The 26,290-nt window shown below is 36.3% G+C and carries 26 protein-coding genes and 1 riboswitch; of the genes, 20 read left to right on the top strand and 6 right to left on the bottom strand.

All coding sequences use genetic code 11. The features are described 5' to 3' along the window. Window positions 1-19 precede the first annotated feature (19 nt). A complete protein-coding gene (locus AC6F34_RS01630) occupies window positions 20-607 on the top strand; it encodes a 2OG-Fe(II) oxygenase (RefSeq protein WP_500770079.1) in 588 nt (195 codons plus the stop codon). Window positions 608-868: 261 nt separating this feature from the next. On the opposite strand, the gene AC6F34_RS01625 is transcribed toward AC6F34_RS01630, so the two are convergent. Continuing rightward, window positions 869-2,266 carry a M20/M25/M40 family metallo-hydrolase gene (locus AC6F34_RS01625; RefSeq protein ID WP_500768304.1) on the bottom strand — a complete coding sequence of 466 codons (1,398 nt, stop codon included), beginning with the start codon at window positions 2,264-2,266 and terminating at the stop codon, window positions 869-871. A 287-nt stretch (window positions 2,267-2,553) separates the two neighbouring features. Between AC6F34_RS01625 and AC6F34_RS01620 the strand changes: the two genes are divergently transcribed. After that, window positions 2,554-3,081: a GNAT family N-acetyltransferase gene (locus AC6F34_RS01620; protein WP_500768302.1), complete on the top strand. Its 528-nt coding sequence runs from the start codon at window positions 2,554-2,556 to the stop codon at window positions 3,079-3,081. A gap of 111 nt (window positions 3,082-3,192) precedes the next feature. Here AC6F34_RS01620 and AC6F34_RS01615 read toward each other — a convergent pair whose 3' ends face one another. Further along, the gene (locus tag AC6F34_RS01615) at window positions 3,193-3,795 is read right to left on the bottom strand and encodes a TetR/AcrR family transcriptional regulator (RefSeq protein ID WP_500768300.1); all 603 of its coding nucleotides are present in this window, start codon (window positions 3,793-3,795) and stop codon (window positions 3,193-3,195) included. A 156-nt stretch (window positions 3,796-3,951) separates the two neighbouring features. On the opposite strand from AC6F34_RS01615, the gene AC6F34_RS01610 reads away from it, so the two are divergent. Continuing rightward, a complete protein-coding gene (locus AC6F34_RS01610) occupies window positions 3,952-4,734 on the top strand; it encodes an SDR family oxidoreductase (RefSeq protein WP_500768298.1) in 783 nt (260 codons plus the stop codon). Between the two features lie 84 nt (window positions 4,735-4,818). Here the strand turns inward: AC6F34_RS01610 and AC6F34_RS01605 are convergent, their stop codons facing one another. Then, window positions 4,819-5,019 (bottom strand): hypothetical protein, encoded by a 201-nt coding sequence (locus AC6F34_RS01605; protein WP_500768296.1) that lies wholly within the window; start codon window positions 5,017-5,019, stop codon window positions 4,819-4,821. Window positions 5,020-5,186: 167 nt separating this feature from the next. Here AC6F34_RS01605 and AC6F34_RS01600 point away from each other — a divergent pair, with 167 nt between their 5' ends. Further along, window positions 5,187-6,053, top strand: coding sequence for a M15 family metallopeptidase (locus AC6F34_RS01600; RefSeq protein WP_500768294.1), 867 nt, complete (start codon window positions 5,187-5,189; stop codon window positions 6,051-6,053). A gap of 150 nt (window positions 6,054-6,203) precedes the next feature. On the opposite strand, the gene AC6F34_RS01595 is transcribed toward AC6F34_RS01600, so the two are convergent. After that, the gene (locus AC6F34_RS01595; protein WP_500768292.1) at window positions 6,204-6,761 is read right to left on the bottom strand and encodes a TetR/AcrR family transcriptional regulator; all 558 of its coding nucleotides are present in this window, start codon (window positions 6,759-6,761) and stop codon (window positions 6,204-6,206) included. 109 nt (window positions 6,762-6,870) lie between these two features. Here AC6F34_RS01595 and AC6F34_RS01590 point away from each other — a divergent pair, with 109 nt between their 5' ends. From AC6F34_RS01590 to AC6F34_RS01515, 16 genes are all read left to right on the top strand, one after another. Further along, window positions 6,871-8,085: an MFS transporter gene (locus AC6F34_RS01590; RefSeq protein WP_500768290.1), complete on the top strand. Its 1,215-nt coding sequence runs from the start codon at window positions 6,871-6,873 to the stop codon at window positions 8,083-8,085. Between the two features lie 157 nt (window positions 8,086-8,242). Next, window positions 8,243-8,992, top strand: coding sequence for an alpha/beta hydrolase (locus tag AC6F34_RS01585; RefSeq protein WP_500768288.1), 750 nt, complete (start codon window positions 8,243-8,245; stop codon window positions 8,990-8,992). 184 nt (window positions 8,993-9,176) lie between these two features. Then, window positions 9,177-9,914 carry a MerR family transcriptional regulator gene (locus AC6F34_RS01580; RefSeq protein WP_500768286.1) on the top strand — a complete coding sequence of 246 codons (738 nt, stop codon included), beginning with the start codon at window positions 9,177-9,179 and terminating at the stop codon, window positions 9,912-9,914. Then, complete coding sequence (locus AC6F34_RS01575) at window positions 9,911-10,837, top strand: ABC transporter ATP-binding protein (RefSeq protein ID WP_500768284.1); 927 nt, start codon at window positions 9,911-9,913, stop codon at window positions 10,835-10,837. Before AC6F34_RS01580 ends, AC6F34_RS01575 begins: the two co-directional genes overlap by 4 nt. Further along, the gene (locus AC6F34_RS01570) at window positions 10,834-11,607 is read left to right on the top strand and encodes an ABC transporter permease (protein WP_500768282.1); all 774 of its coding nucleotides are present in this window, start codon (window positions 10,834-10,836) and stop codon (window positions 11,605-11,607) included. The genes AC6F34_RS01575 and AC6F34_RS01570 overlap by 4 nt, the downstream gene beginning before the upstream one ends. Before the next feature lie 117 nt (window positions 11,608-11,724). Further along, a riboswitch (cobalamin riboswitch) is annotated at window positions 11,725-11,917 on the top strand. A 164-nt stretch (window positions 11,918-12,081) separates the two neighbouring features. Then, window positions 12,082-12,309 carry a hypothetical protein gene (locus AC6F34_RS01565; RefSeq protein ID WP_500768280.1) on the top strand — a complete coding sequence of 76 codons (228 nt, stop codon included), beginning with the start codon at window positions 12,082-12,084 and terminating at the stop codon, window positions 12,307-12,309. Then, window positions 12,306-13,421, top strand: coding sequence for a citrate synthase (gene mmgD / locus AC6F34_RS01560; RefSeq protein ID WP_500768277.1), 1,116 nt, complete (start codon window positions 12,306-12,308; stop codon window positions 13,419-13,421). The genes AC6F34_RS01565 and mmgD overlap by 4 nt, the downstream gene beginning before the upstream one ends. A gap of 93 nt (window positions 13,422-13,514) precedes the next feature. Next, window positions 13,515-14,951 (top strand): bifunctional 2-methylcitrate dehydratase/aconitate hydratase, encoded by a 1,437-nt coding sequence (locus tag AC6F34_RS01555; protein WP_500768275.1) that lies wholly within the window; start codon window positions 13,515-13,517, stop codon window positions 14,949-14,951. A gap of 13 nt (window positions 14,952-14,964) precedes the next feature. Continuing rightward, window positions 14,965-15,873, top strand: a complete 909-nt coding sequence (prpB, locus tag AC6F34_RS01550) for a methylisocitrate lyase (protein WP_500768273.1) — start codon at window positions 14,965-14,967, stop codon at window positions 15,871-15,873. A 74-nt stretch (window positions 15,874-15,947) separates the two neighbouring features. Continuing rightward, window positions 15,948-17,618 carry an acyl-CoA dehydrogenase family protein gene (locus AC6F34_RS01545; protein ID WP_500768271.1) on the top strand — a complete coding sequence of 557 codons (1,671 nt, stop codon included), beginning with the start codon at window positions 15,948-15,950 and terminating at the stop codon, window positions 17,616-17,618. A 24-nt stretch (window positions 17,619-17,642) separates the two neighbouring features. Beyond that, on the top strand, window positions 17,643-18,527 hold the full coding sequence (locus AC6F34_RS01540) for an NAD(P)-dependent oxidoreductase (protein WP_500768269.1): 885 nt from the start codon (window positions 17,643-17,645) through the stop codon (window positions 18,525-18,527). Window positions 18,528-18,541: 14 nt separating this feature from the next. Further along, window positions 18,542-19,996: a CoA-acylating methylmalonate-semialdehyde dehydrogenase gene (locus AC6F34_RS01535; RefSeq protein WP_500768267.1), complete on the top strand. Its 1,455-nt coding sequence runs from the start codon at window positions 18,542-18,544 to the stop codon at window positions 19,994-19,996. Window positions 19,997-20,009: 13 nt separating this feature from the next. Beyond that, window positions 20,010-20,783, top strand: coding sequence for an enoyl-CoA hydratase-related protein (locus tag AC6F34_RS01530; protein WP_500768265.1), 774 nt, complete (start codon window positions 20,010-20,012; stop codon window positions 20,781-20,783). A 12-nt stretch (window positions 20,784-20,795) separates the two neighbouring features. Beyond that, a complete protein-coding gene (locus AC6F34_RS01525; protein ID WP_500768263.1) occupies window positions 20,796-21,836 on the top strand; it encodes an enoyl-CoA hydratase/isomerase family protein in 1,041 nt (346 codons plus the stop codon). Between the two features lie 400 nt (window positions 21,837-22,236). Then, window positions 22,237-22,755, top strand: a complete 519-nt coding sequence (locus tag AC6F34_RS01520) for a GrpB family protein (RefSeq protein WP_500768261.1) — start codon at window positions 22,237-22,239, stop codon at window positions 22,753-22,755. Between the two features lie 123 nt (window positions 22,756-22,878). Beyond that, a complete protein-coding gene (locus AC6F34_RS01515) occupies window positions 22,879-23,298 on the top strand; it encodes a VOC family protein (RefSeq protein ID WP_500768259.1) in 420 nt (139 codons plus the stop codon). Window positions 23,299-23,507: 209 nt separating this feature from the next. On the opposite strand, the gene nrdG is transcribed toward AC6F34_RS01515, so the two are convergent. After that, entirely contained in the window at window positions 23,508-23,963 is a 456-nt protein-coding gene (nrdG, locus tag AC6F34_RS01510; protein ID WP_500770077.1) for an anaerobic ribonucleoside-triphosphate reductase activating protein, read from the bottom strand. Next, a complete protein-coding gene (locus AC6F34_RS01505; protein ID WP_500768257.1) occupies window positions 23,960-25,846 on the bottom strand; it encodes an anaerobic ribonucleoside triphosphate reductase in 1,887 nt (628 codons plus the stop codon). The genes nrdG and AC6F34_RS01505 overlap by 4 nt, the downstream gene beginning before the upstream one ends. Between the last annotated feature and the right edge of the window lie 444 nt (window positions 25,847-26,290).

Raw genomic sequence — 26,290 nt, 5'->3', positions numbered from 1 at the left:
TCACATCGGACAGAAGATTATGACGGAAGATCGAGAGATTGATATACTAGCTAGGTTTGAGGAGCCACTAGTAGTGATTTTAGGAAACGTAATTAGTGAAGAGGAATGTGAACAACTTATTTCATTGTCAAAGGATAAGCTGAAACGTTCTAAAATCGGGGAAATTCGCGAAGAAAATCAAATTCGAACGAGCAGTGGAATGTTTTTTGAGGAAAGTGAAAATCCGATCGTTGAAAGAATAGAAAAACGTATTTCTTCTATTATGAATATCCCGGTTGAGCATGCGGAAGGGCTTCAAATTTTGAACTATACACCTGGTCAAGAATACAAGGCACATTTTGATTATTTTGCAGAGACTAGCAGAGCGAGTCAAAACAATCGAATTAGCACACTTGTCATCTACTTAAATGATGTAGAAGAAGGTGGAGCAACCTATTTTCCGAAGTTGAAATTTTCTGTCAATCCCAAAAAAGGAATGGCCGTTTACTTTGAATATTTCTATGAAGATCAAGGATTAAATGAAGCTACATTGCATGGTGGAGCACCAGTTATAATCGGTGAAAAATGGGTAGCGACGCAATGGATGAGACGTCAAAAAGTCAGATAAATGGAAACACTCCGGTAAAGGGGTGTTTTTCTTTCATATGGCTGTCTATTAAGTCATAAATCTTCTGAATGTACCTTTATTCTGATTCGATAATTTCACCAATTCAAAATCTCCTTTACGAAATAAAATCTTGAATGATTTACTTCGTTCCCCTGTCTTTATATATTAGTGTATTCCTCTACAACACTTATCTCTTCATTATATATAATGGTAACTAAATAGAAAGAGGACTAGAAATCTTCTTTTCTAGTCCTCAGCATATTATCTCACATTCTCTTCATAGTATGCTTGCTTATCAGCTTTCACTTTCTTTTTCTTTGGTTTCGGTCCTTTATTGTCAAACTGTGCTCGATCATATACAGCTGTACCAACAATTTCTGCAACATCTTGTAGTTTTTCTTTACTGATTTTGTCTAGTGTATCTTCAGGAGTGTGGTACCAAGGTTCTGTTGGGCTGTGGATGAATAGTGCTGCTGGAATTCCTGCTTCTGCAAAAGGGACATGGTCACTGCTGCCACCACGTGTGAGAGTAGTTGGGAATCCATTTAATCGTGTACTCGAAGCACCTGCAAGGTCTGTTACGAGATTAGGTTCTCCGTCCAATGTGGCCATTACTAAGTCACCAGCATCTCTGCTACCAACCATATCAAGATTGAAGTTCGCAATGATTTTTTCTTTATCTTGATCTGATAGATTGGCTACATAATGTCTAGAACCAATTAATCCAAGTTCCTCAGCACCAAATGTAATAAATCGAATTTCAGTGTCTGTTGGTAAGTTTTTAAATACTCGTGCTAACTCTAATGTCATTGCTGTGCCTGAAGCATTGTCATTTGCTCCAGGTGCTAGTGCGACTGAGTCATGATGAGCGCTTACTACAATTACATCACCTGTATCTTTCTTTTTATTTGTTGGCTCTTTTGTGGCAATTACATTATGTGAAAGGTTTTCACCCGTTTTAGCTCCTTCAATCTTTAATGTTGCTGTTAGTGTTTCACCATTTGATAGTTTAGCTTCTAGAGCGTCACCTTCTACTTTTGTTAACGACAAGGAGGGAACAAAGCTCTCATTTGCTTCACCAAGTGTTCCATTTAGGGCGCCAGCCGTATTATTAAAGATTAAAACAGCTTCAGCACCTTTTTCGGCAGCGTTTAAAACTTTCTCAGCAAAGGAAATCTCTCCACGCTTAACGAGTGCAATTTTTCCAGTTAAATCCTGATTCTCTAGCTCAGCTGTTGTTGCTAGGCCAACATAAACAAGTTCACCATTGACTTCACCACTTACCGTGTATGTTAATGAAGCTGGTTTCAACTCACCGTCATAGCCATCTACAGATAATTCCATCGTATGTGGTGGTGTGAAACCGAAATAAGTAAATGGTTGAACATCGACTTTATAACCATACGATTTAAATTGCTTATTAATATATTCAACTGCTTTATGCTCAGATTCTGTACCAGCTACACGAGGTGTTTTTTCCAAATAAGCAATATTGTTGTATATATTATCAACTTTTAATTTGTTAATCACCTGATGATCAAAGTTTTTAGTAGGATGATGCTGGATCGTCTCCACAGGCTTTGCGAGAACAATAGGTGAACTAATCGCTCCTAATACTAAGCCGGAAGATAACGCAATTGATAATAGTTGTTTCTTCATTTAAACCCTCCTAATATTTTGGTATGAAATAAATGGTATAATATTAAGAAAATTAAGTTAAGTGAAGAAACTACTAAAGTTTACTAGTTAATAATAGCTAATTCTCTTACTATTTCGATTTATTAAAATGTTAAGAAATAAATGGTAGAATGGTATCTATCCAACAGATATGGAATTGGAAAAAGTACAAAAAATGTCTGGATGACTCAACAATTAAGATTAATTCGATTAAACAGTAATAACGAAATATACCTGTTCGTATAGACAAAAATAGGAGTGAAATGACTATGCTTAATTCAAAACGGTTATCATTTAGAAAGATGGAAATAAACGACATTCATCTTTATCATAAATGGAGAAATGATCTTGAAGTGATGAAATCAACGAGTATGGAATTGGATGTGTACTCATTAGAAGATACATCACAATTCGTTGAAAACGTGCTATTATCATCGAATAATAGCAAAACGTATATCGTTGAAGATTATGAACAAAAAACAGCGATAGGAATTACATCATTTGTTCATTTAGATCACAAAAATCGTAACGCTGAATTTATTTTAGATATTGGAGAGAAGAATTATTGGGGAAATGGATATGGTATTGAAGCTGTTCAAACGATGCTTGAATTTGCTTTTATGGAATTGAATCTTCATCGTGTTTCTTTAAAAGTTTTTTCATTTAACGACAAGGCAATTCATGTGTATAAAAAAGTTGGATTTGTTTTGGAGGGTACGAGTCGAGAAAGCTTATATCGGAACGGTACGTGGCATGACATCATCCATATGGGGATACTAAGGAAGGATTTTATCTAAGGTAAATAATGGGTAATTTTTTTATCCTTCAGTTAGAGGGATTTATGTTCATAGTTAATTTAAAAACAGGTACCTGTAGGTAATGCATTTGAAATTATCTACAGGTATCATTTATTTACTTGTAATCACAAAATCTTTTGCGAAAGATTGTAGAATATCGATGAGCTTTTGTGACATTTCCTCTGGTGGAGTTTTAAAGCCACTCTCGATCCAATTCATTAGTAGTCCAGCTGTACCGTGCGCCATATATAAATAATAGGCAGCATCATTGATATTAAGATTAGTTGTAAGGGAGGTAAGGATAAAATGTTCATTTAAAACCTCATAGATAGCTCTTGGCATGTCTTGATGAAGTCCTGGTATTGTATCTTTTGTTATGTAAAGCATGAAGAATGGTTTATTTTCAAATATAAAATTTGTTAGCTCAAATGATTGAGGCCCCATTTCATTGATAGAGATTTTCTTTTGCTTTTCATACTTCCTCATCGACATTTTTTTGATTTGTTCAAACATCTCACGTTGTAATTCATCAGTAATGCATTGCTTATCTTGGTAATGAAGATAAAATGTTGTTCGGTTAAAATCAGCTTTTTTTATAATATCTGTCACCGTCACATGACTGTAACCCTTTTCATAAATTAACGAGATAAACGCATTTTTAAGATGTGATTTCGTTCGTGTACTTTGCTTAGAAAGATGTTGTTCTCTTTTCAATGTATGATTTCCTCCTGAATTCAACACAATAATAGTATGTGTTGATATGATAGACAAATACTAGTTGTTTACTGATTGATTTGATAATTCAATGTTTATACAATGGAATCGAAGTTGTAAAAATATTATCATAACTGTATGAAAAGGGGTAGCAACATGAATCGTTTTGAGAACAAAGTTATTATTATTACTGGTGGGGGATCTGGATTAGGGAGAGCAACAGCGAAACAAATTGCATCTGAAGGTGCAAAACTTGTACTTGTTGATCTTAATGTAGAGGGCTTAAACGAGTCAAAAAATGAGATTTTAGCAGAGGTGCAAAATGCATCGATTGAGCTAGTTGAAGCAAATGTTGCGAAGGAAGAAGATGTCAAGAAATATGTAAAACACACTCTAGATACATTCGGTCAAATTGATGGGTTCTTTAATAATGCAGGGATTGAAGGAAAACAAAATCTTACTGAAGATTTTGGAATTGAAGAATTCCAGCGTGTCGTAGATATTAATTTAAATGGTGTATTTTATGGAATGAAACATGTATTAAAAGTAATGAAAGAGCAAGGCTTTGGATCGATCGTAAATACAGCATCAGTTGGCGGAATTCGTGGCGTAGGAAATCAATCAGGTTATGCTGCAAGTAAGCATGGAGTCGTTGGACTCACTCGTAACTCAGGTGTTGAGTACGGACAATTTGGTGTTAGTATTAAAGCAATCGCACCAGGGGCAATTATGACGGCAATGGTAGAAGGTTCATTAAGACAAATCGGTGGAGATAATTGGGAAGAAGCTGGGAAAGAATTTGTTAGTGTTAACCCAATGAAACGATTTGGAAAACCTGAAGAAGTCGGCTACCTTGTTGCATTTCTTCTCTCAAATCAAGCAGACTTTATTAATGCAACGGTCATTCCAATCGATGGTGGACAATCTTATAAATATTAATATAATTGAAATCGTTTTTTAAAGAATTTCTTATGTGAAAAAGACTTTAGATCAACACTTTATGAGTGATCTAAAGTCTTTTTTCTATTGACTATCATCTTTATGATGAATCGACTTGTGGGCTAAATATATACCTACTGCTCCAACAACTAAAGTACAGAGGATAATGGATAAGATGAGTGCTAAGCTTTTTGAGTCGCCAATTGATAAATATAGATAGTAATTTTCAATTACTAGAAGAAGAATCCATGCTAAAAATAAAGAGATAATCTTCTGATTATTCATACGTTGCCTCCTAAAATTTATTATGTATAATCATTTTACCATAATGTAGAAATATATCTTCCTTCTTGTAGTTAAATGGAGCAATTTTAAGAAAACTTTAAGGATTTTCCTAACCGTTTTTTCATTCTTTCTTTCTATAATGATAGTGTTTGGAGGAGGTTGAATAGATGAAAAAAGGAATTTTCTTATGTACTGTCGTCATAGTTTGTTTATTTATAATAGAAGCTCAATATGTATCCTTTAAAGATGAAATCGATATACAAGTGAGTGAAGAGAGTGGAACTGAGAGTGAAGATGATTCGGTAGATTTAACCATCGAGATAGAGGACATATATAAAGGAGATTTATTACTAGTGAATCATGAGTTTCCAATTAAAAAGGATTCTATAACGGACGATCTAATTCAAATTATTGAATATCCAAATTTACAAGAAGGATATATGCTTTTAAACAATGACACGATTATATCCAAAAGGATTGCCACAGCTTTTCAGCAACTTGTAAAATCAGGAAATCAAGCTGGAGTTAACAATTTTATGCTAACAAGCGCTTTTAGAAGTTTTGACGATCAACAACGACTTTATGAACAGAATGGGCCAGAATATGCATTGCCTGCCGGCTACAGTGAACATCAAATGGGGCTTGCGGTAGATGTGGGTTCAACAAATGGAGAAATGGCTGTAGCTCCAGAAGGAAAATGGGTCGAAGAACAAGCATGGAAGCATGGTTTTATTCTCCGTTATCCTAAAGGGAAGTTTAACATAACAGGCATTCAATATGAGCCTTGGCATATACGATATGTTGGGCTTCCACATAGTGCAATCATGCATCAAAAAGAGATGGTGCTTGAGGAGTATATCGATTACTTAAAAGAAAAAGAGTCGATTGAAGTGACTTTAGAGGGGAATTCCTACAGAATTGACTATTATCCAGTTGGACAAATCTCTATGGAAATCCAAATTCCAGAACATAAATGGTACACAGTGTCAGGTAATAACATAGACGGAGTTATCGTGACAATCGGTGATAAATAAAGGAAACGGTTTTATTTCAGACTGTCTAACGGTTTATCTTTTGTATTTAGTAATCCATTTAAAAATCATGTAGACAAAGTCGATTTTAGACTTTGTCTACACACGATAAAAACGTATTTTTATTGTAGATCTGAATCGGTAGTTGTAGGATTAATTTAATCCATTTAAAAATAAATCCGAGTATTGTTTAAAACGTTTTTTTCTTTCTTCAATCGATGCGTGATTTAAAAATATATCCATTCCACCAAATGTATATGCAGCAATTTCACTTTTCGATTGAATATCTGTTATACTCCACTCATTTGCATCGTTTCCTGAAGTAAAAAGATCATGATAAAAATTTACGTAACGCTTATCCAATTCTTTTAGTCTTTCAATAATAGCAGGAGATTCATGTTTTTTTGAGTAAAATTCAGCTATCGCCATTCTTAAAGGATGACCGGTGTCCTCAACCGCAGAAAATTCATTAAAGCGGTAAAATTTTTCTTTGTTAGATGTGCATTTAGTCTCAATTTTTCCCCATTCAGTGAACCATAATTGATCTTCTCGTTCCATAATTTCTAAGAATAAAGCTTCCTTATTTGTAAAATGATAATACAAAGTCCCCTTACTACTCCCAGAGGCTTTAACAATATCTGCGGTGGAAGTAGCATTATAGCCTTTTTGACTAAATAACTCTTTTGCAGCATGAATAATTTTCTCTTTCAATCAGGAAAACTCCTTCCAAAGCTTCTCTATTGACAATTGTACTATAAATCAAGTAAAGTATACACTAGACTGACCGGTCGGTCTATATTGATTTTGAGAGGTTATATTTATGGAACAACAATCTTTTCGTTTATTTAAGAGTCGGATTTTCGTCTTGCTGCTAGTAGCAGGTTTGTTTGCAGTTATGAGCTACAGCATGTTTTTAACAACGATTTCGTGGTATGTAATAAGCGAAATTCAATCAGCAAGTGCAGTTGGAATCGTTTTAATCGCTGCAACTGTTCCACGATTACTAACGATGGTATTCGGAGGAATCGTGGCAGATAAATATAAAAAGACAGCGATCATGTTCATTACAAATTTTGTACAGTCGCTCTTACTTTTAACTTTATTCTTGTTTATAAGCAATGGGAATCTCGAATTCTATATGCTCTTAATTATTGCATCTTTATTTGGAATTTTAGACGCCTTTTTTGGGCCAACAAGTTCGGCATTAATCCCTAAAATTGTCCCGTCACAACATTTACAAAAGGCAAACGCAATATTTCAAGGTGCTGATCAAATTTCATTTGTTATAGGCCCAATATTAGCCGGGGTAATCATGGAGTTTCATGCTGTCGAAGGCAGTATCTTGGTCGCTTTTGGATTAGCTCTTTTATCGGCAATCATTGTATTTCCAAAGTTTATTCGTGAAGAAGATGATGAGAAAAAATCAAAAGAAAGTCCATTGGAAAACTTAAAAGAAGGTTTCCGTTATGTGCGTTCATCCCACTTTCTTTTAATAGGTATAGCCGTATTGATTACATTGAATTTCTTCGTATTTGGTGCATTGCACATAGCGATCCCCCTCCTTGTAGATATGTATGGAGGAACACCTTTAAACTTAAGTGCAATGGAAGCGAGTTTAGGAATTGGAATGCTTGCTGGTAGCATTTTTTTAAGCCAATACACAATCAAGAGGAAACGTGGGGCAACAACAATCTTCGCACTCTTTGCCACTATGATCCTATTTATGGGCTTTGCTTTATTAACAGAATTAATTTGGTTAACGGCAATGATCTTCTTTATCGGCTTTGCAATGGTATTTGTGTATGTTCCATTTTTCACAGTTGCTCAAGAAAAAACTGACTATCGAATCATGGGAAGAGTAATGAGCATTATTTTCTTAGCGATGAATGGATTCGATCCGATTTCATACGGAATTGTCACTACGTTCGTTTCGTTTGGCATTTCTGTACAAAATGTATTAATTTGGTTTGGGGTAATTGGCTTACTCATTGCCTTAATCCTTTTTACTAAAGCGAAATCATATAAATCCGTATAATGTATGAATGATTGACGTATGAACAATAGAATCGCTATACTGACAGTAGAATAGATCATAATCAACTTACATGACAATAGGGACAAAGAGTTTAAATTGTTGTATATGTAAGTTTTTTTTTGGCAACTTTGACAGCGATTTCATTTTGATTGGAGAGATGAAGGTGGAAAAAGTGTACAAAGTGGTTGATGGTGCTGAAGCTTTTTATTATGAAGGTGGTCGGACTGGTATTTTAGTTTCACATGGTTTTACCGGAAGCACCCAAAGCATGAGGCCAATCGGTATAGCGCTTGCTGAAGCTGGTTTTACAGTATGTGGTCCGCGGTTAAACGGACATGGAACTCATTATGAAGAAATGGAAAAAACGACCTATCATGATTGGATATCCTCTGTTGAAGAAGGATATGATTGGTTAAAAGAACGTTGTGATGAAATTTATATGGTTGGATTATCCATGGGTGGAACGTTGTCGCTACATATGGCGCAGCAACACTCAGACCTAAAAGGAATCATCCTCATAAATGCTGCAATAGAAGTGCCAGCCATGGAAGCTGTTCACGAATTTGGAGATTCAAGATTTTTAGATGCCATTGGATCGGATATAAAAATGCCAGACATTGTTGAATTAGCATATGATAAAACTCCAGTAGCATCGATTAAGCAAATCGTGAAGCTAATGGAAGATGTGAAAGGAAAGATTGAAAAAATCACATGTCCAACATTGATATTCGTTTCTGATGAGGACCATGTTGTTCCACCTGACAATTCAATCAAAATCTATGAGCAAATTCAATCTGATACAAAGGAAATCATTCGTTTAGAGAATAGCTACCATGTTGCCACACTAGATTACGATCAAAAATTGATCATTGAGAAAACTGTGGCATTTCTGAAAAACAATGAGTAAACGTTGAGAACAGTGAGAGGCACTGTTCTTTTTTTGTTTTTTACAACACTTTCTATCTTCGTTAAAAAAACGTACCGTTTCAGATTTTTACAAAATAATTGGAAAATTTTAAAAAGTAGCTTGAATCATACGTTACGTGGTGTTTTATAATTTACTTACATCTTAGCAAGGAGGTTTTTATAGATTGTATACGATTGGAAAGCTTTCAAAAAAGTCTGGTGTAATGGTAAGAACTTTGGATTATTACGACGAGATTGGACTATTAAAACCGAAAGATATGACGGAAGGAGGACATCGTTTATATGGGGAAGAAGATGTCCTTCGATTAGAACAAATCTTATCATTGAAATACTTGGGGTTCTCTTTAGAGCAAGTAGGGGCGATTTTAAAAAACTCTGCAGAAGATACATGGGAGGACACTTTACATGGCCAGCTGCAAATGATCGTAGCTGAGAAGAAAAGATTAGATGAGCTTGAACGATCGATACGTGGCCTTCTTTATTCCTTTGAAATTGAGAAGGAAGTAAATTGGCCGCTAGTTTTCGGAACGATGAAATTGTTTCAAAATGGTGGGAATGAAGCGACTAACGTATTGAATCGATATATGGATGAAAAGCAACAAGAGAAAATGCTCTCGGTCAGTATGGATGAGGAAAAACTTCAACAATGGGTAGATTTGATTATGGAAATTAAAGAAAACTTAGATGCGAATCCCGCATCAGAAATGGCACAAAATCTTACAAACAGATGGATGAAAGGTGTTCAAGACATGTTCGGGAATGATGAAGAGTTTCTCAATAATGCATGGGATGCAATTTCTGAAGAAAGCGATGGGGTGATGTTCTATCCGATGACAAAAGAAGTTGTTGATTTCATCACAGCGGCAATGAAAATTCAGGAAGAAAGGGTTGAGAAAGAATGACTTATGCGATTGAAATGAAATCGGTTTTTAAAAGTTTCGGAAAAAAGCAACATATATTAAATGATTTATCGCTAAAAATTGAAGAAGGGAAGATTTATGCTTTACTCGGTCCAAACGGGTCAGGTAAAACAACGACGATTCGAACATTGCTCTCATTAGGAAAAATCAATTCAGGAGAGATTCGATATTTTGGTCAAAAAAAAATAAATCCTAGATTAATAGGATGTGTCGCCCAAAATTCTGGTGTAGATCCAATGGGAACAGGCAAGGAAAATTTAATGCTTCAAGGGAGAATCTATGGACTTAAAGGCGAAGAATTAATAAACAGAACAAAAGAATTACTCGAAATGTTCCAACTAACAGAAAGTGCTAATCGGCTTAGTAAGCAATATTCTGGAGGGATGAAAAGGAAGTTAGATTTAGCAATGGGAATGATTCATCGTCCGAAGCTATTGTTTCTCGATGAACCTACAACAGGGCTAGATCCAGAAGCACGCACAGAATTATGGAGCGCTATTAGAGAGCTTCAATTAAATGAAAAGATGACGGTTATTCTTACTACACATTATATGGATGAGGCTGATCAATTATCCAATCAGATAGGTTTTATGAATAATGGAAAAATTGTGAAAGAAGGCACTTCAGAGCAGTTAAAGCAATTGCTCGGCGGAGATACCATCACAATTTATAGCAACGATGCAAAATCTGCCTACCAACTCTTGCATGAAAACTATCAAGTTACTGAAAGTGTAGAAAGCGTCCAAGTTCAAGTAGTTGATGGCGCAAATCACTTATCGTCAATTTTGCACACTCTTGAAGAAGCAAAACTATCTGTTCATTCTGTCTCAATCAATAAACCAAATTTAGATGATGTCTATTTAAAGTTTACTGGTAAGAGATTAGTAGAGGTGGAAACTAAATGAAATGGATTACTGATACACTTTCAATTTTTCTCCGTTCCTTTCGTACGATTTTACGTTCTCCTTTTATCGTCCTAATGACTATTGTTCAACCAATCGTTTGGATGCTTTTATTCGGCCAAGTTTTTTCAAAGATAGCAGAAATTCCTGGATTTGGTGGAGGTTCATACATGGATTTCCTAGGACCAGGTATCGTGATGATGAGTACAATGATGTCTGGAGCATATGCAGGCATGGGAATGATCAGTGATTATAGAGATGGTGTGCTCGATCGCCTTTTAATCGCTCCAATTCATCGATCATCTTATCTATTTGGTTCATTTCTTCAAGATGGTTTAACACTTGCTTTTCAAGCTGGTTTAATGATCTTTATCGCAAAATTATTAGGTGCAAGTATGGCTGGTGGCCTAATCGGAACTCTCCTTTTTATTATGATTGCAGTTTTATTAGGCCTGTCAATGGCTGGTTTATCCGTAGCAGTGGCGCTAATTGTAAGAAATGAATCCAGTCTAACAGCTGCTGTCAGCTTCACAATGATGCCATTACTCTTTATATCGGGATTATTTATTCCATTGGAATTAGTGCCCAATTGGGTTGAAATCATTGCCAACTACAATCCATTGAATTGGGCAGTTGATGCAGGTAGAAACATGCTCTCTAGTCAAATGGACTTTGGGTTCATTGCTCCACAAATCACTTATTTAGTCCTTCTATTTTGCAGTGCATGCATACTTGTGTTCCTATCATTTAGGCAATATCAACGATCCTTTTAACATTCATTTCAATTAATTAACCAAGGTCATTGTCGTTTACGAATCTATGTAAACGGCAGACCTTGAAAAAACAATTGTAAATTTTGTGAATATTTGATATGGTAAAGATGAAAATTGAATAGGTGTTAAAAAATAGGTGCAGATGGATTTTCTATCTGCTTAAAAGGGAAGATCGGTTAGACCCCGACGCTGTCCCGCAACTGTATTTGGGAGCGATTCGTTAAAAACCACTGTTTTCTATGTGAAAATGGGAAGGGTGCGAAGAGTGATGATCATAAGCCAGGAGACCTGCCTGTTTTAGCACGCATCAATGACCTACGTGGATAGGGGGTGTTTAGTGCGAATCGTATAAAGTTTGTTTGAAATTTCATTAAAAACAAGCTTATTTCATTATTCATTCGCGCATAAACAACTTCACTATTTGAAGTTGTTTTTTTGTTTGGAAAAAATTTGCGTGAAGTTAGGAGGACATCCTTGTTTGGAACATTTGAGTATTTTTTAGATCAATTTAAAACATCCATGTTGAACAACTTCTTTATAAATCAAATAACAAGTCTCGAAGAAATATACTCAAATTTAAAACGAGAGGTTGAACGTAAAGTCGAAGATGCTGACACATTGAAAATATATGATGCTAATCTTGAAAGGGCTTACAAAATGATTGATGAAGAACTATTCGGAAAAGGGGATGAGTCCAATTGAATCTTGAAAAAACTTTTTCACCTGGTTTAGATGGTGTCATTGCAACAGAAACATCGATTTCGTTTCTTGATACTGTGAACAGTGAAATAGTCATAAAAGGATACGATTTAATTCAATTAGCCAAGACTAACGCTTACTTAGACATTGTCCATTTACTGTTAGAGGACCATTTACCAGCGGATGAAGAAAAGCTGGAGATTGAAGCTACTTTAAAGAATCATTACGAAGTTCCTGAAAAAATATATAGCGTTCTTCAATTACTGCCGAAAGAAACTCACCCTATGGATGGTTTAAGAACAGGTTTATCTTCATTAGCAGGCTATGATCAACAGATTGACGATGAGACATTAAATAAAAAAAGAGCGTATCGTTTGTTAGGATGCATGCCAAATATTGTAGCGAATAGCTATCGAATATTGAACCAATTAGAGCCTATTAAACCAGATACAGAGTTATCCTATAGTGCCAACTTCTTATACATGCTAACAGGGAAAGTACCTTCAGTAAAAGAAGAGAGAATTTTTGATGTGTCTTTATTGCTGTACAGCGAACACGAAATGCCAAACTCAACATTTGCAGCAAGAGTGATTGCTTCTACAAAGTCAGATTTATATGGAGCACTGACTGGAGCTGTCGCTTCTCTAAAAGGACATTTACACGGTGGTGCGAATGAAGCGGTTATGTACATGCTGTTAGATGCAAAAACAGTTGAAGGCTTTGAAGCGCTATTATATGAAAAATTACAAAAGAAAGATAAAGTGATGGGATTCGGCCATCGTGTGTACATGAAAAAGATGGATCCACGTGCACTTCTCATGAAGGAAGCATTAAAGGAATTATGTGAGGAAAAAGGAGACTTCACACTTTACAACATGTGTGTTGCTGGAGAGTTGGTAATGGAGAAGGAAAAAGGATTATACCCTAACCTCGATTATTATGCAGCACCTGTCTATTGGATGCTAGGTATTCCGATTCCGTTGTATACACCGATTTTCTTCAGTTCAAGGACAGTTGGATTATGTGCACATGTTATTGAACAGCATAGGCAAAACAAACTTTTCAGACCTAGAGTGAATTATATAGGCCAGCGACAAACCACAACGAAAGAATAAAGATTCAAACAAGGATCTGCCGCTAGTAAATGCGTGTTCTGCCAAACACACATTTCTATCATATCGAAAAACAGATGGAAAGGGAAGATGTACATGATTCAGACAAATGAACAAAAGAAAGTTGATCATATTTTAGAAGAAATAGCTGACTATGTACTAAATAAAGAGATTAAGAGCGAAGAAGCATACGATACTGCATATCATGTTTTACTAGATACGTTAGGATGCGGCATACTTGCTCTAAATTACAAAGAATGCACAAAGCTACTAGGACCAATTGTTCCAGGAACAGTTGTACCTAATGGAGTACGTGTCCCAGGCACATCTTATGTGTTAGACCCAGTGAATGGTGCTTTTAATATCGGCTGTATGATTCGTTGGCTGGACTATAATGACACTTGGCTTGCAGCAGAATGGGGACATCCATCTGATAATCTTGGAGGGATTCTAGCAGTTGCTGATTATGTTAGCCAAAAGAATGTACAAGAAGGTAAGGAGCCACTTACTGTTCATGACGTGTTAGAAATGATGATCAAAGCTCATGAAATACAAGGAGTACTAGCACTGGAAAATAGCTTGAATAAAGTTGGTTTGGATCATGTACTATTCGTAAAGATAGCATCTACAGCAGTTGTTACTAAAATGCTAGGTGGAACACGTGAACAAATTATTAATGCGCTTTCAAACGCGTGGATTGATAATTCAAGTTTAAGAACATATCGTCATGCGCCAAATACAGGGTCACGGAAATCATGGGCTGCCGGTGATGCAACTAGCCGCGCAGTACGATTGGCAATGATGGCTTTAAAAGGTGAAATGGGCTATACAACAGGGTTAACAGCAAAGGGTTGGGGCTTTCAAGATGTTCTTTTTAAAGGCAAAGAAATCAAGCTAGCTAGGAAACTAGATTCTTATGTAATGGAAAACGTACTCTTTAAAGTATCCTTCCCAGCTGAATTTCATGCGCAAACGGCAGCAGAATGTGCGATCCAACTACATCCACAAGTAAAGGAGCGGTTGTCAGAGATTGCTTCAATCACGATTGAAACACATGAATCGGCAATTCGAATTATTGACAAAAAAGGACCACTTTTTAACCCGGCAGATCGTGATCACTGTTTGCAATACATTACAGCTATTGCGTTAGTAAACGGGAATATTACTGCTGAGGATTATGAGGACGAAGCAGCAAGCAATCCAATAATTGATGAGTTAAGGGATAAAATGAATGTAGTCGAAAATAATCAATATACAATTGACTACCTTGCACCGAACAAGCGCTCAATCGCTAACGCAGTTCAAGTACATTACACTGATGGAACATCTACAGAGTTAGTAGAATGCGAATTTCCTTTAGGACATCGCTTCCGTCGTGACGAGGCGATACCAAAGGTGATTGAGAAGTATTCTGCAAACTTACGCGCATTCTATTCAGATGAACAAGTGGAATCTATTGAAAAAGCGAGCTTTGCAAAAGAAGATTTACCAAAAGTCACGATTCCTGACTTTATGGAATTGTTTATTGTGTAAGGGAGGAGCTTATATGGCTTGGATCGTAGATCAACCACTTACTCAAGTGGAACTTGTCACAGCATTTAAAGAACAATTAAAAGAGAATGTAATCACACAAATTCCTGGCGCACATGATGCAATGGCAGGAATCATCGCTAAAAGAGCTGGCTTTCATACTTTATACCTTTCGGGAGCAGCGTATACAGCAAGCAAAGGATTACCAGATCTAGGGGTTGTTACTTCAGCAGAAGTAGCAGAGCGAGCGAAAGAAATCATTCGTGCAACGAATCTTCCTTTGATCGTTGATATTGATACGGGTTTTGGTGGTGTTTTGAATGTTGCTCGGACTGCAAGAGAAATGGTCGAAGCAAACGTTGCGGCCGTTCAAATTGAAGATCAATTTCTTCCTAAAAAATGCGGCCATCTCAATGGAAAACAGTTAATTTCAAAGCAAGAAATGTGCCAAAAAATTAAAATGATTAAACAAATAGCACCAACTCTATACATCATTGCACGGACGGATGCCCGTGGAGTAGAAGGTTTGGATGAAGCGATTGAGAGAGCGAATGCCTATATTGCAGCAGGAGCTGATGCAATTTTTCCTGAAGCATTAAAATCAGAGGAAGAATTCCGTACTTTTTCTGAGAAACTTGAGCAGCCTTTACTTGCGAATATGACTGAGTTCGGGCAAACGCCTTATTATTCAGCAAATGAATTTGCAAACTTAGGATATAAGATGGTGATCTATCCTGTCACATCATTACGAGTTGCTGCAAAAGCATATGAAGATGTTTTTAGGTTAATTAAAGATACGGGAAGTCAAAAAAATGCTTTGGATCAGATGCAAACTAGAAGCGAACTGTATGATGCGATTTCTTACTACCGTTATGAAGAACTGGATCAAACTGTAGCAAAAACGGTCTTAACGAAAGGGCAGTAAATCTTTCTGATTATATGCAATCCAATTGTCGTCTTTGGCAATTGGATTGTCTAATCGAAAACTGGAGGTTACAAATGAGCCAAGATGCAAATCAATTAAAATCAGAATCTCACCCGACATTTCACTACAACTCTACAACGATTTTTTCACCAGAAGATTTTTCATCAGATGATCTCCTCATTGCAAAGACAGCAGAACAATTCGTCAACAAAGAAATTCTCACACATTTAACTTCACTTGAAAAAATGAATTATGAAGAAGTGCTAAAGCGTTTTAGAAAAGCTGGTGAATTAGGCTTACTTAGCATAGAAGTACCTGAAGAATACGGAGGGCTATCCTTAACGAAGGTCATATCTGGTTTAGTGGCAGAAAAGTTAGGGCATGCAAGATCATTTAGTGTTTCTTATAATATTCACACTGGAGTAGGTACCCTTCCGTTTTATTATTACGGAACAGAGGGGCAGAAAATGAAGTACTTGCCTTACATCTCTTCAGGTAAATGGGTATCTGCCTATGCGTTAACCGAGAGCAATGCGGGCTCTGACGCATTAAACGCAAAAACATATGCTAAAAGACAAAACGACGGTTCGTGGATTATAAATGGAGAGAAACAGTGGATTACAAATGCAAATCTAGCAGAAGTATTCATAGTTTTTGCTAATACCGATGATGGAATGACAGCTTTTATTGTAGAAAAACAATTTAAAGGTGTTTCAACTGGAATTGAAGAAGAAAAAATGGGGATAAAAGGTTCATCAACTGCAAGCTTATTTTTAGAGGATGTTCAAGTTCCTAAGGAGAATATATTAGGTTCAGTCGGTAAGGGACATTATGTAGCGCTGAATACACTTAATCTTGCACGGTTAAAACTTGCATTTGCAAATATTGGAACGAGCAAGCAAGCGCTGCATGAAGCTTGTCAATATGCTCGAGAACGAAAGCAATTCAAACAAGCAATTATCGGTTTCCCGATGATTTCTGAGAAGATTGCAAACATGGCTACTGGAGTTTTTGTGGCCGAAACTTGTGCATATCGAACAGCTGGCGCATTAGATGATGCATTAAAAGATACGCCTGATCAATTTGAACAAGAAAAAGTTATTTCGTACTTTTCTGTTGAATGTGCAATCAATAAAGTTATCTGTTCTGAAGTAGTTTCTCAAACAGTTGATGAAGCGGTGCAAATTCATGGTGGCAATGGCTTTATGCAGGATTATTTAGTTGAAGGATTATATCGAGATGCTCGCATTGCAAGAATTTTTGAAGGAACGAATGAAATTAATCGCTTAACGATTGCCAAGGGAGCAATAAAGAGATTTAAAGAAATGAAAAATGTAAGCGTTTTACCGAATGAAAAAAATAGCTATTTGATTGCTGCTCAAGAAATAACAATGGAATGTATGAAAGCATTAACATCGAATGAACAAATCATTGATCAAGAGCATTTACGAATGGTAGCCGACGTCATGATTGAGTTATACAAAATGGACTCTGTCATCAAAAGAGTTGTTAAAACAACGAATAATAGGTACGAATCCTATCAAGAAGTTGTCATTCAAGAAGCAATTATGAAGATCTCAGCAAATGTGCTTCAGATCATTCATAATTTACCTATTGAAGAAAAGGAAAAAAAGGACATCGTTCAACGTATCGAGACGAACACAAAACTTCCCTTTATCGATTTAATTGCATCAAAGAGATACATCGTCGCTTCGCTAATAAAACAACATAGCCACAATGCTTAAAATTTTATAAAAGGAGATGAGAAAATGCGTGAGATTGGAATCATTGGCTTAGGCAATATGGGTTTTCCTATGGCTGTGAATTTACTAGAAGCAGGATATATTGTATACGGAAGTGACTTAAACGAACATTCGGTGCTTGCTTTCAAAGAACAAGGAGGGCGGATTGCAAAATCAATTCAGGAAGTAACAGCGTCATGTAAAGTAATTCTAACAAGCCTACCTTCAAATCAAGCAGTAGAGTCCGTTTATCTAGGAAATGATGGGTTACTAGCAAACCATCAAACTGGGAACATCTTTATAGATACGAGTACCGTTTCCCCAGAATTAAATCGAAAAATAGAGAATGAGTTTAGCCAATCATCTGCATTTTACATGGCTGCCCCTGTTAGCGGTGGGGTAATTGGAGCAATCAATCGTACGTTGACGTTTATGTGTGGTGGTCCTAAGCAGGTATTTAAAGAGGTTCAACCAATCTTACAATCATTAGCGCTAAATATTTTTCATATTGATGAAAAAATTGAAAGTGGCACAATCACGAAGCTAATGAACAATCTCCTTATTGGTTTTTACACGGCAGGTGTAAGTGAAGCCCTATTATTAGCAAAGAGAAGCGGTGTGAACTTAGAAACGTTATTTAATGTATTAAATGTAAGCTATGGTCAAAGTAGGATCTATGAGCGCAATTACAAAGAATTCATCGCCAATGAACAATATAAACCAGGATTTGCTTTAGATCTACTTGTGAAGGATTTACGCTTTGCGATGGAATTAGCCGATGAACAAGAAGTCAATCTACCAGGCAGCAACTATCTCTTATCATTATATGAAGAAGCACAAAAAGCAGGATATGGCCAAGAAGATATGTCAGTTTTATACAAAAAGCTTGAAGATCTGTCTATCAAACAATAATGGGGGAATGAATTATGATTCATACTAATGCAGAAAAAATCAAAAACCATATTAATGGAGCTTGGATAGAATCATCAGGAGTGACCTTAGAGGAAGTGCCAAACCCCGCAACAGGTGAGATCATCGCATATGTACCATTATCTACAGTAGAAGATGTAAATAAAGCGGTGTTAGCTGCTGAAAAAGCGTTTCAAAACTGGTCAAATGTCCCTGTGCCAAACCGAGCAAGGTATTTGTATAAATATCTTCAACTATTGAATGAAAACAAAAATGAATTAGCAAAGATTATTACACTCGAAAATGGAAAAACAATAAAGGATGCTGCAGGGGAGGTTCAGCGTGGAATTGAGGTAGTTGAGCTTGCAACCTCTACACCAAATTTAATGATGGGAGATGCCTTGCCGAGCATTGCTGAAGGAATTGATGGCTCAATCTGGCGTTATCCTCTTGGTGTTGTTGCAGGGATTACCCCTTTTAACTTTCCTATGATGGTCCCATTATGGATGTTTCCACTTGCGGTTGCATGCGGGAATACATTTGTTCTCAAAGCATCGGAGCGTACGCCGCTTTTAGCTGGTAAATTAGTAGAGTTATTCTATCAAGCTGGATTCCCGAGTGGAGTGCTCAACTTAGTTCATGGTGGGAAGGATGTTGTAAATGGAATTCTTGATCATTCATCAATTAAGGCGATATCTTTTGTAGGGTCTGAACCAGTCGCTAAATATGTGTATGAACGCGGATCTGCAAAAGGAAAGAGAGTGCAGGCTCTTGCTGGAGCAAAAAATCATGCAGTTGTATTAGATGATTGCCAGATTGATAAAACGATACAAGGTGTGCTTGGAGCAGCTTTTGGTAGTAGCGGACAGCGCTGCATGGCTTGTTCTGTAGTCGCAGTCGTCGATTCCATTGCAGATGAGTTTATAGCTCGATTAGTGGAAGAAACGAAGAAGTTAGAGACGGGGGACGGAATGAGTCCAGACCACTTTGTAGGGCCAGTCATTCGCGATACACAGAAGTCACGAGTATACGGTTACATCGAAGATGGAGTGAAGGAAGGAGCCGAATTGCTCGTTGACGGCCGTCACGATGATCAGCAAGATGGCTATTATATTGGTGCAACGATTTTTGATCATGTCAATCCTTCAATGAAAATTTGGAGAGATGAGATTTTTGCCCCGGTTTTAAGTGTTGTGAGAATAAAAGATTTAGAAGAAGGAATTGCCTTAACAAACAAGTCTACGTTTGCTAATGGTGCGGTTATTTATACGTCTAGCGGAAAAAGTGCACAAACGTTCCGTAATGAAATTGATGCAGGAATGATTGGTGTCAATGTTAATGTACCTGCACCTATGGCATTTTTCTCATTTGCAGGCAATAAATCTTCATTCTATGGTGATTTAGGAACAAACGGGAAAGACGGGGTTCAGTTTTATACAAGAAAGAAAGTCGTAACAGAGCGCTGGTTTTAAGGAGGAGAATAGTATGGTAGAAGTAGAATATAAGAAAGAGATTGCTATTGTAACAATTAATCATCCACCAGCTAATACATTATCGACTGATTGTATCGAACAGTTGAGAAAGACATTTGCTAGGTTGCATGAAGAAAAGGAAGTTAAAGCAATCATTGTAACAGGAGCAGGGAAGTTCTTTGTTGCAGGAGCTGATATTAAAGAGTTTGTAGAGAAGTTTGGAGATGTTAAAGCTGCTATAAAAATGTCGGAAAATGGGCAAGCGCTTTGTAATGAGATAGAATTTATGGTAAAGCCAGTGATTGCTGCAATTAACGGACCAGCACTTGGTGGAGGATTGGAGGTAGCTCTTGGTTGCCATTTGCGAATCGCAACGGAAAATGCAATTCTCGGTTTACCAGAATTAAAACTAGGCTTATTGCCTAGTTTTGGTGGAACAAAGCGGTTAACAGATCTTGTTGGTAAGCAAAAGGCGATTGACTTGATCCTTACAGGGCGGCATTTAAACGCAGTAGAGGCAAATGATCTTGGTATTATTCATAAAGTCGTTGCTGAAGATCTATTAATTGATACTGCAGAAACGATTGCTCGTTCACTTGTTAATGGAAGAAGCATGGAAAGTGTTTCGAGAGTGATAGAGTGCATTAATAAAGGGGCAAATGAAGAATTGCATCATAGCTTAAAACGTGAACGAGAAAAATTTGCTGAATTGTTTTTAACCAATGATGCGAAAGAAGGGGTAATAGCTTTTATTGAAAAGCGTAAACCTCAATTCAAAGACTCATAGGGGGAAACGAAATTGACAGCTGAAGTGATTTGTAAAGTGGAAAACAACGGTGTCGGGAAGATCATCTTAAATCGACCAAAAGCGTTAAATGCTTTAACGAAATCAATGATTGAACAAATTGGTGCAGTTCTTTCGAAATGGAAGGATGACCATGAGGTGAAGCTGATCGTGTTATCCGGAGAAGGAACAAAGGGCTTTTGTGCAGGTGGAGATATTAAAGCATTATACGAAGCAAAGTCCAGCAAGAAAGCAAAAGAAAGTGCGATTCATTTCTTTAGAGAAGAATACGAAGTAGATTTAGCTATCTATGAATATCCGAAACCAATAGTTGCCGTTTTAGATGGAATTGTAATGGGTGGTGGGGTCGGCTTAAGCTACGGTGCATCTCATCGAATCGTTACTGAAAAGACAAAATGGGCAATGCCTGAAATGAATATCGGTTTCTTCCCGGACGTAGGTGCAGCCTACTTTTTAAATCAAGCGCCTAAGCATGTGGGCACTTACTTAGCACTTACAGCTAAGGTGATCAGTCCAAATGATGTACTGTATATGAACGGAGCGGATTATTACCTTTCAATAGAAAATTTACAGAAACTTTTAAGTAAAGTAAATCAAATAGATTGGCATAATGAAGCGGTTCGTTCAAAACTAAATGATTGTATAAACAGCTTCTCAACACTCCCTGAGGGTAGTAGCGAGCTGGAGCATATTCATACTGAAATCGAAACTCATTTCTCTCACGGAACGGTGGAGGAGATACTTTCTTCACTTCAACGTTCAGATACAGAATTTGCGAAAAAGACGAGAGAGATCATTGAATCGAAATCACCGGTATCTTTAAAAGTAACATTAAAACAGATACTTGATGGCCAACACAAAACACTGGCTGAATGTTTTGAAACGGATGTTTTGATTGCAACAGAATTTCTTGATAATCCAGACTTTTATGAAGGAGTACGATCTGTGTTAGTTGACAAAGATCATCAACCAAACTATATAAGAAAAACACTTTCTGATGTAGATTCAGAGTATGTAGAACGTTTTTTTCAATAAGATAAGTGCAACCTTTTAGTGCGTTTTTCGCGGATAATGATTCAGTTTCAACTAGAAAAAACCACTTAATGCGAGATTTTTAGGTATGCTTTTCCAACATGAAAAAAATTGTTGCAATTGAGTAAAGGCAACTCGGTGAAAATGCACAGTATTTTCATGGAGTTGCCGTCTAAAATTCTACTCAATAGTTCACCTACATGCTTGACTCCAATAGAAACATAATCTGCAATTATCATTTTATAAACAGATTAATTGCGAAACAGCTCACGGTTGTCTTAAACCAATATCTCTTAACCAACTATATTTTCTGATTAGATTAAAGAATCAGCTTATTGAACAAGAATAAAGATGTATTTATGGTAAACTTTGATTAAATAGAAATATGGTTGAGGTGAAGATGATGAGGAAAGTTGAGGTTTCTTCACATAATAAAGAATGGTATTACATGTTTGAAATGGAAAGAGAAAAGATTAAAAGGATATTTGGAAATCTACTACTTACAATTCATCACATTGGAAGTACAGCAATACCAAATATTAAAGCGAAGCCAGTAATAGACATTATGATTGAAGTTCATAACATTGTTGAAGTTGATAAGTTAAATCTGCAAATGGAACAAATAGGATACAAGGCTCACGGTGAGTATGGTGTACCTAATAGACGGTTTTTTAGTAAGGGGGGAGACAATAGAACACATCACGTTCATATCTTTGAACAAGGAAATTCGGAAGTTAAGCGTCACATAACGTTTAGAGACTATATGATTGCTCATCCGGAAGAAGCAAAAAAATATAGTCAACTAAAGCAGAGGTTAGCTGATAGGTATCCTTTTAATATCGATCTTTATATAGAAGGAAAGAATGAGTATATAAATTCAATAGATAAGACAGCGAAGGAATGGAGAATGAATCATATTTAGTAATTAATGAATTTTCACATTGTTTAATAAGGGAGGTAAGTATAATAAAGTATCATTAATTAAAGGAAAAATATAATTAAGTATAGAAAAAGATATTGAGACTTAATGAAGGGCGAAAATAAGATGAGCGAAAAACTATTAAGAGTAGGAACAACTTATATCCCAGTCACTAATGTTGAAATTTCTACAGAATGGTATGTAATGAATTTAGGTGCGGAGTTAAGTTATAAGGATGATGATAAGGCTATTCTTAACCTTGCAAATCAAAGCATATTCTTAGTTAAATCAAAAAAGGACCAAACTTCAAATTTCTATGATGTTTATGGACAGGAGCGTTTCTCGATGACATTTGAAGTAAATGGAATGAGTGCACTAGAATCTTTACATAATGATTTTGTTACTAAAGAAATAAGAGTTGGAGATATTGAAGATAGGGGACACTCGGGAAGAAACTTTGTTTTCTTTGATATTAATGGAAACAAGTTTGATGTTTGGAGCGAATTAAGTCCAATTTTTAAAGAGAAATTTTTAATTAATCAATAAGAATATGTTGAGGCAATAAAAAAGGTATCTGCATTTTCTGCTATAAACTATAGAAAAGCATTACTGGATTATTTTATGAAGAGAAAAACGTATAGGTAGCTTTAGCAAAAGAAAAAAGGGTTCTTCATAAATAAATATGACACGTGTATGTAGAACCCTTAAATTATCTTGATTTAGATCTGTTATGAATAAAAGCTCAGTCCTTATTATTATAATTTTGGAAGTAATTTTATAATCCTCTGGTTGCTGCTTCCTCTAAATGGAAGAGTAAGATCACGCTTGCTAAGATCAAACCGACCATCAACTAATACATCAATATATGAGAGCATTTCAAGTTGATCTTTACGATCATTTTGAATAATTTCTTCTAACGTATAGCCGGTGTACGCCCAAATGTTTTTGCCTGCTTTTTTCAGTAGTTTCACGAGTTTCTTTCCTTCAGCTGCTTGAAGAAAGGGCTCGCCTCCACTTAATGTGATATTGTTTAGAGGATTTAGAGACACTAACAGCACTTCCTCTATGGACATCTCGGTTCCATTTTTGTATGACCAGCTTTGTGGATTATGACAACCTTTGCAACAATGTGGACATCCAGCAAAAAATATGACAGTCCTTAATCCTTCTCCGTCCACGATAGAGTCATGTATGATATTCATAATTTTCATATCGAGCGTACGTGATGGACACGATCCTTTTCTTCGCATTTCTTCGCACCATTCCAACGACTCATATCACCAACTAAATAACCAGTAATGCGACGTATCCGTTTTATATGCTGCTCATCCGACGTATTACAAGAAGGACATTCATTCTCAATAATTCCTTGATAGCCACATGCATGGCATTCGTCAATTGGATGATTGATGCTTCCATATCCAAGGTTATGTTCAGCCATTGCTTTTACGATTGTATCAAGCGCAGCAATATTTGTTTTAACATTCCCATCTAATTCTACATAGGAAATATGTCCAGCGTTACAAAGCGCATGATAAGGAGCTTCAATCTTAATTTTATCAAAAACACGCAAGGAAAAATGAACAGGAACGTGAAACGAATTCGTATAGTACTCTCGGTCAGTAATTCTGTTTATCACTCCAAATTTTTCACAATCCTCTTTTACGAATTTCCCGCTCAATCCTTCAGCTGGAGTAGCAATGAGTGAGAAGTTAAGGTCATAGATTTCACTTGCTTCATCCATTTTAGTGCGCATATATTGAATAATCGCAAGGCCAATGCCTTGTGATTCCATACTTTCCCCATGATGCATGCCTGTTAATGCAATTAAACATTCTGCTAGTCCAATAAATCCGACGGAGAGCGTACCTTGTTTCAATAAATCTTGTACTTTTTCATGAGGGTGCAACGTTTCTCCACCTTGCCAAACACCTTGCTGATAAAGAAAAGAAAAATGCTGGGCTTGTTTTTGAGATTGATAGAGGTAGCGTTCATAAAGCTGCGTTATTGCCACGTTTATGTAATGATCGAGTCTTATATAAAAATCATCGATGTGCACTGATTCTAAAGCAAGTTTCACAAGATTAATGCTTGTAAATGATAAATTTCCTCTTCCAACACTATTTTCTTCTCCATGTCGATTCGCCATTACTCTCGTTCTGCAACCCATATATGCTACTTCGGATTGTGGGTTTATTGGGTTGTAATGCTGTAGATTAAAAGGTGAATCAATAAATGCAAAGTTAGGAAACAATCGTTTCGATGTAGTTTCTAGTGCCAGCTGATACAAATCATAATTTGGATCGTCAGGATTAAAATTAATGCCCTTTTTCATTTTAAACACTTGAATCGGAAAGATCGGGGTTTCTCCTTTACCAAGACCAGCCTGAGTAGCCTTTAAGACATTTTTGATCAGCAATCGACCTTCGACAGATTGATCGGTTCCATAATTAATGGACGTAAAAGGGGTTTGTCCACCACCGCGACTATGCATGCTATTAAGATTATGAATAAATGCTTCACATGCTTGATAAGTTATTTTATCTGTTTCAACCCATGCAAGCATTTCGATATCGGCATCAGCTGAGAGAGGATAAGCTTCTAATCGACTTAGTACTTTTTTAAAGGTTTTGCCTATGTATGGAGCTAGGTCGTAATCAAAGCAAGGAATTGATTGACCTCCATGCTGCATGTTTTGATTCGATTGGAAGACAATTGTTGTTAATGCCATCGCACTCGTAATATCACTAGGTGAACGCATAAATCCATGACCTGTATTAAAACCATCCTTAAGCAGTTTTCCTAATGGAATTTGACAGCAGGTTGTTGTACCGGTTGCATAATAATCAAGATCGTGAGGATAAATATAATTTTCTTCAATAGCAAGTCTAGCCTCATCACTTAATAAAAACTTCTTCGTGTAATGTTTTGAGGCTTCACTAGCCATTTTGTTCATGATTCCACAGGGGCTTTTGCCATCTACATTTGCATTTTCCTGGATAAAATCATGCTGCTCACTAAAGATCACATTCGTTAATGATGTTTCAAATGCATGCAAATCAGTACAAGTTTCAATTTGTATTTGATTTTTCAAAATTTATCCTCCTATCACTATATATAGATTAATATTTGTTATAAAATCAATATATAGTGATATTTTATCGTATTTAATAAGAGAAAGGGAGGATGATTGTGGCGATTTTTTGTCAAATAAAAGAAAAGAAGTGAGCAGTGATTTACGGGCTTGAGATCAAAATAGCGTAGTTTAAGATCACGAAATCTCATTTGAGATCAAAATTAGCTAGTTTAAGATCACGAAATCTCATTTGAGATCAAAATTAGCTAGTTTGAGATCACGAAATCTCATTTGAGATCAAAATTAGCTAGTTTAAGATCACGAAATCTCATTTGAGATCAAAATTAGCTAGTTTGAGATCACGAAATCTCATTTGAGATCAAAATTAGCTAGTTTAAGATCACGAAATCTCATTTGAGATCAAAATTAGCTAGTTTGAGATCACGAAATCTCATTTGAGAT

This window comes from Niallia sp. CD-39 (assembly GCF_059874745.1).
This window is presented reverse-complemented; position numbering and strand designations above follow the sequence as displayed.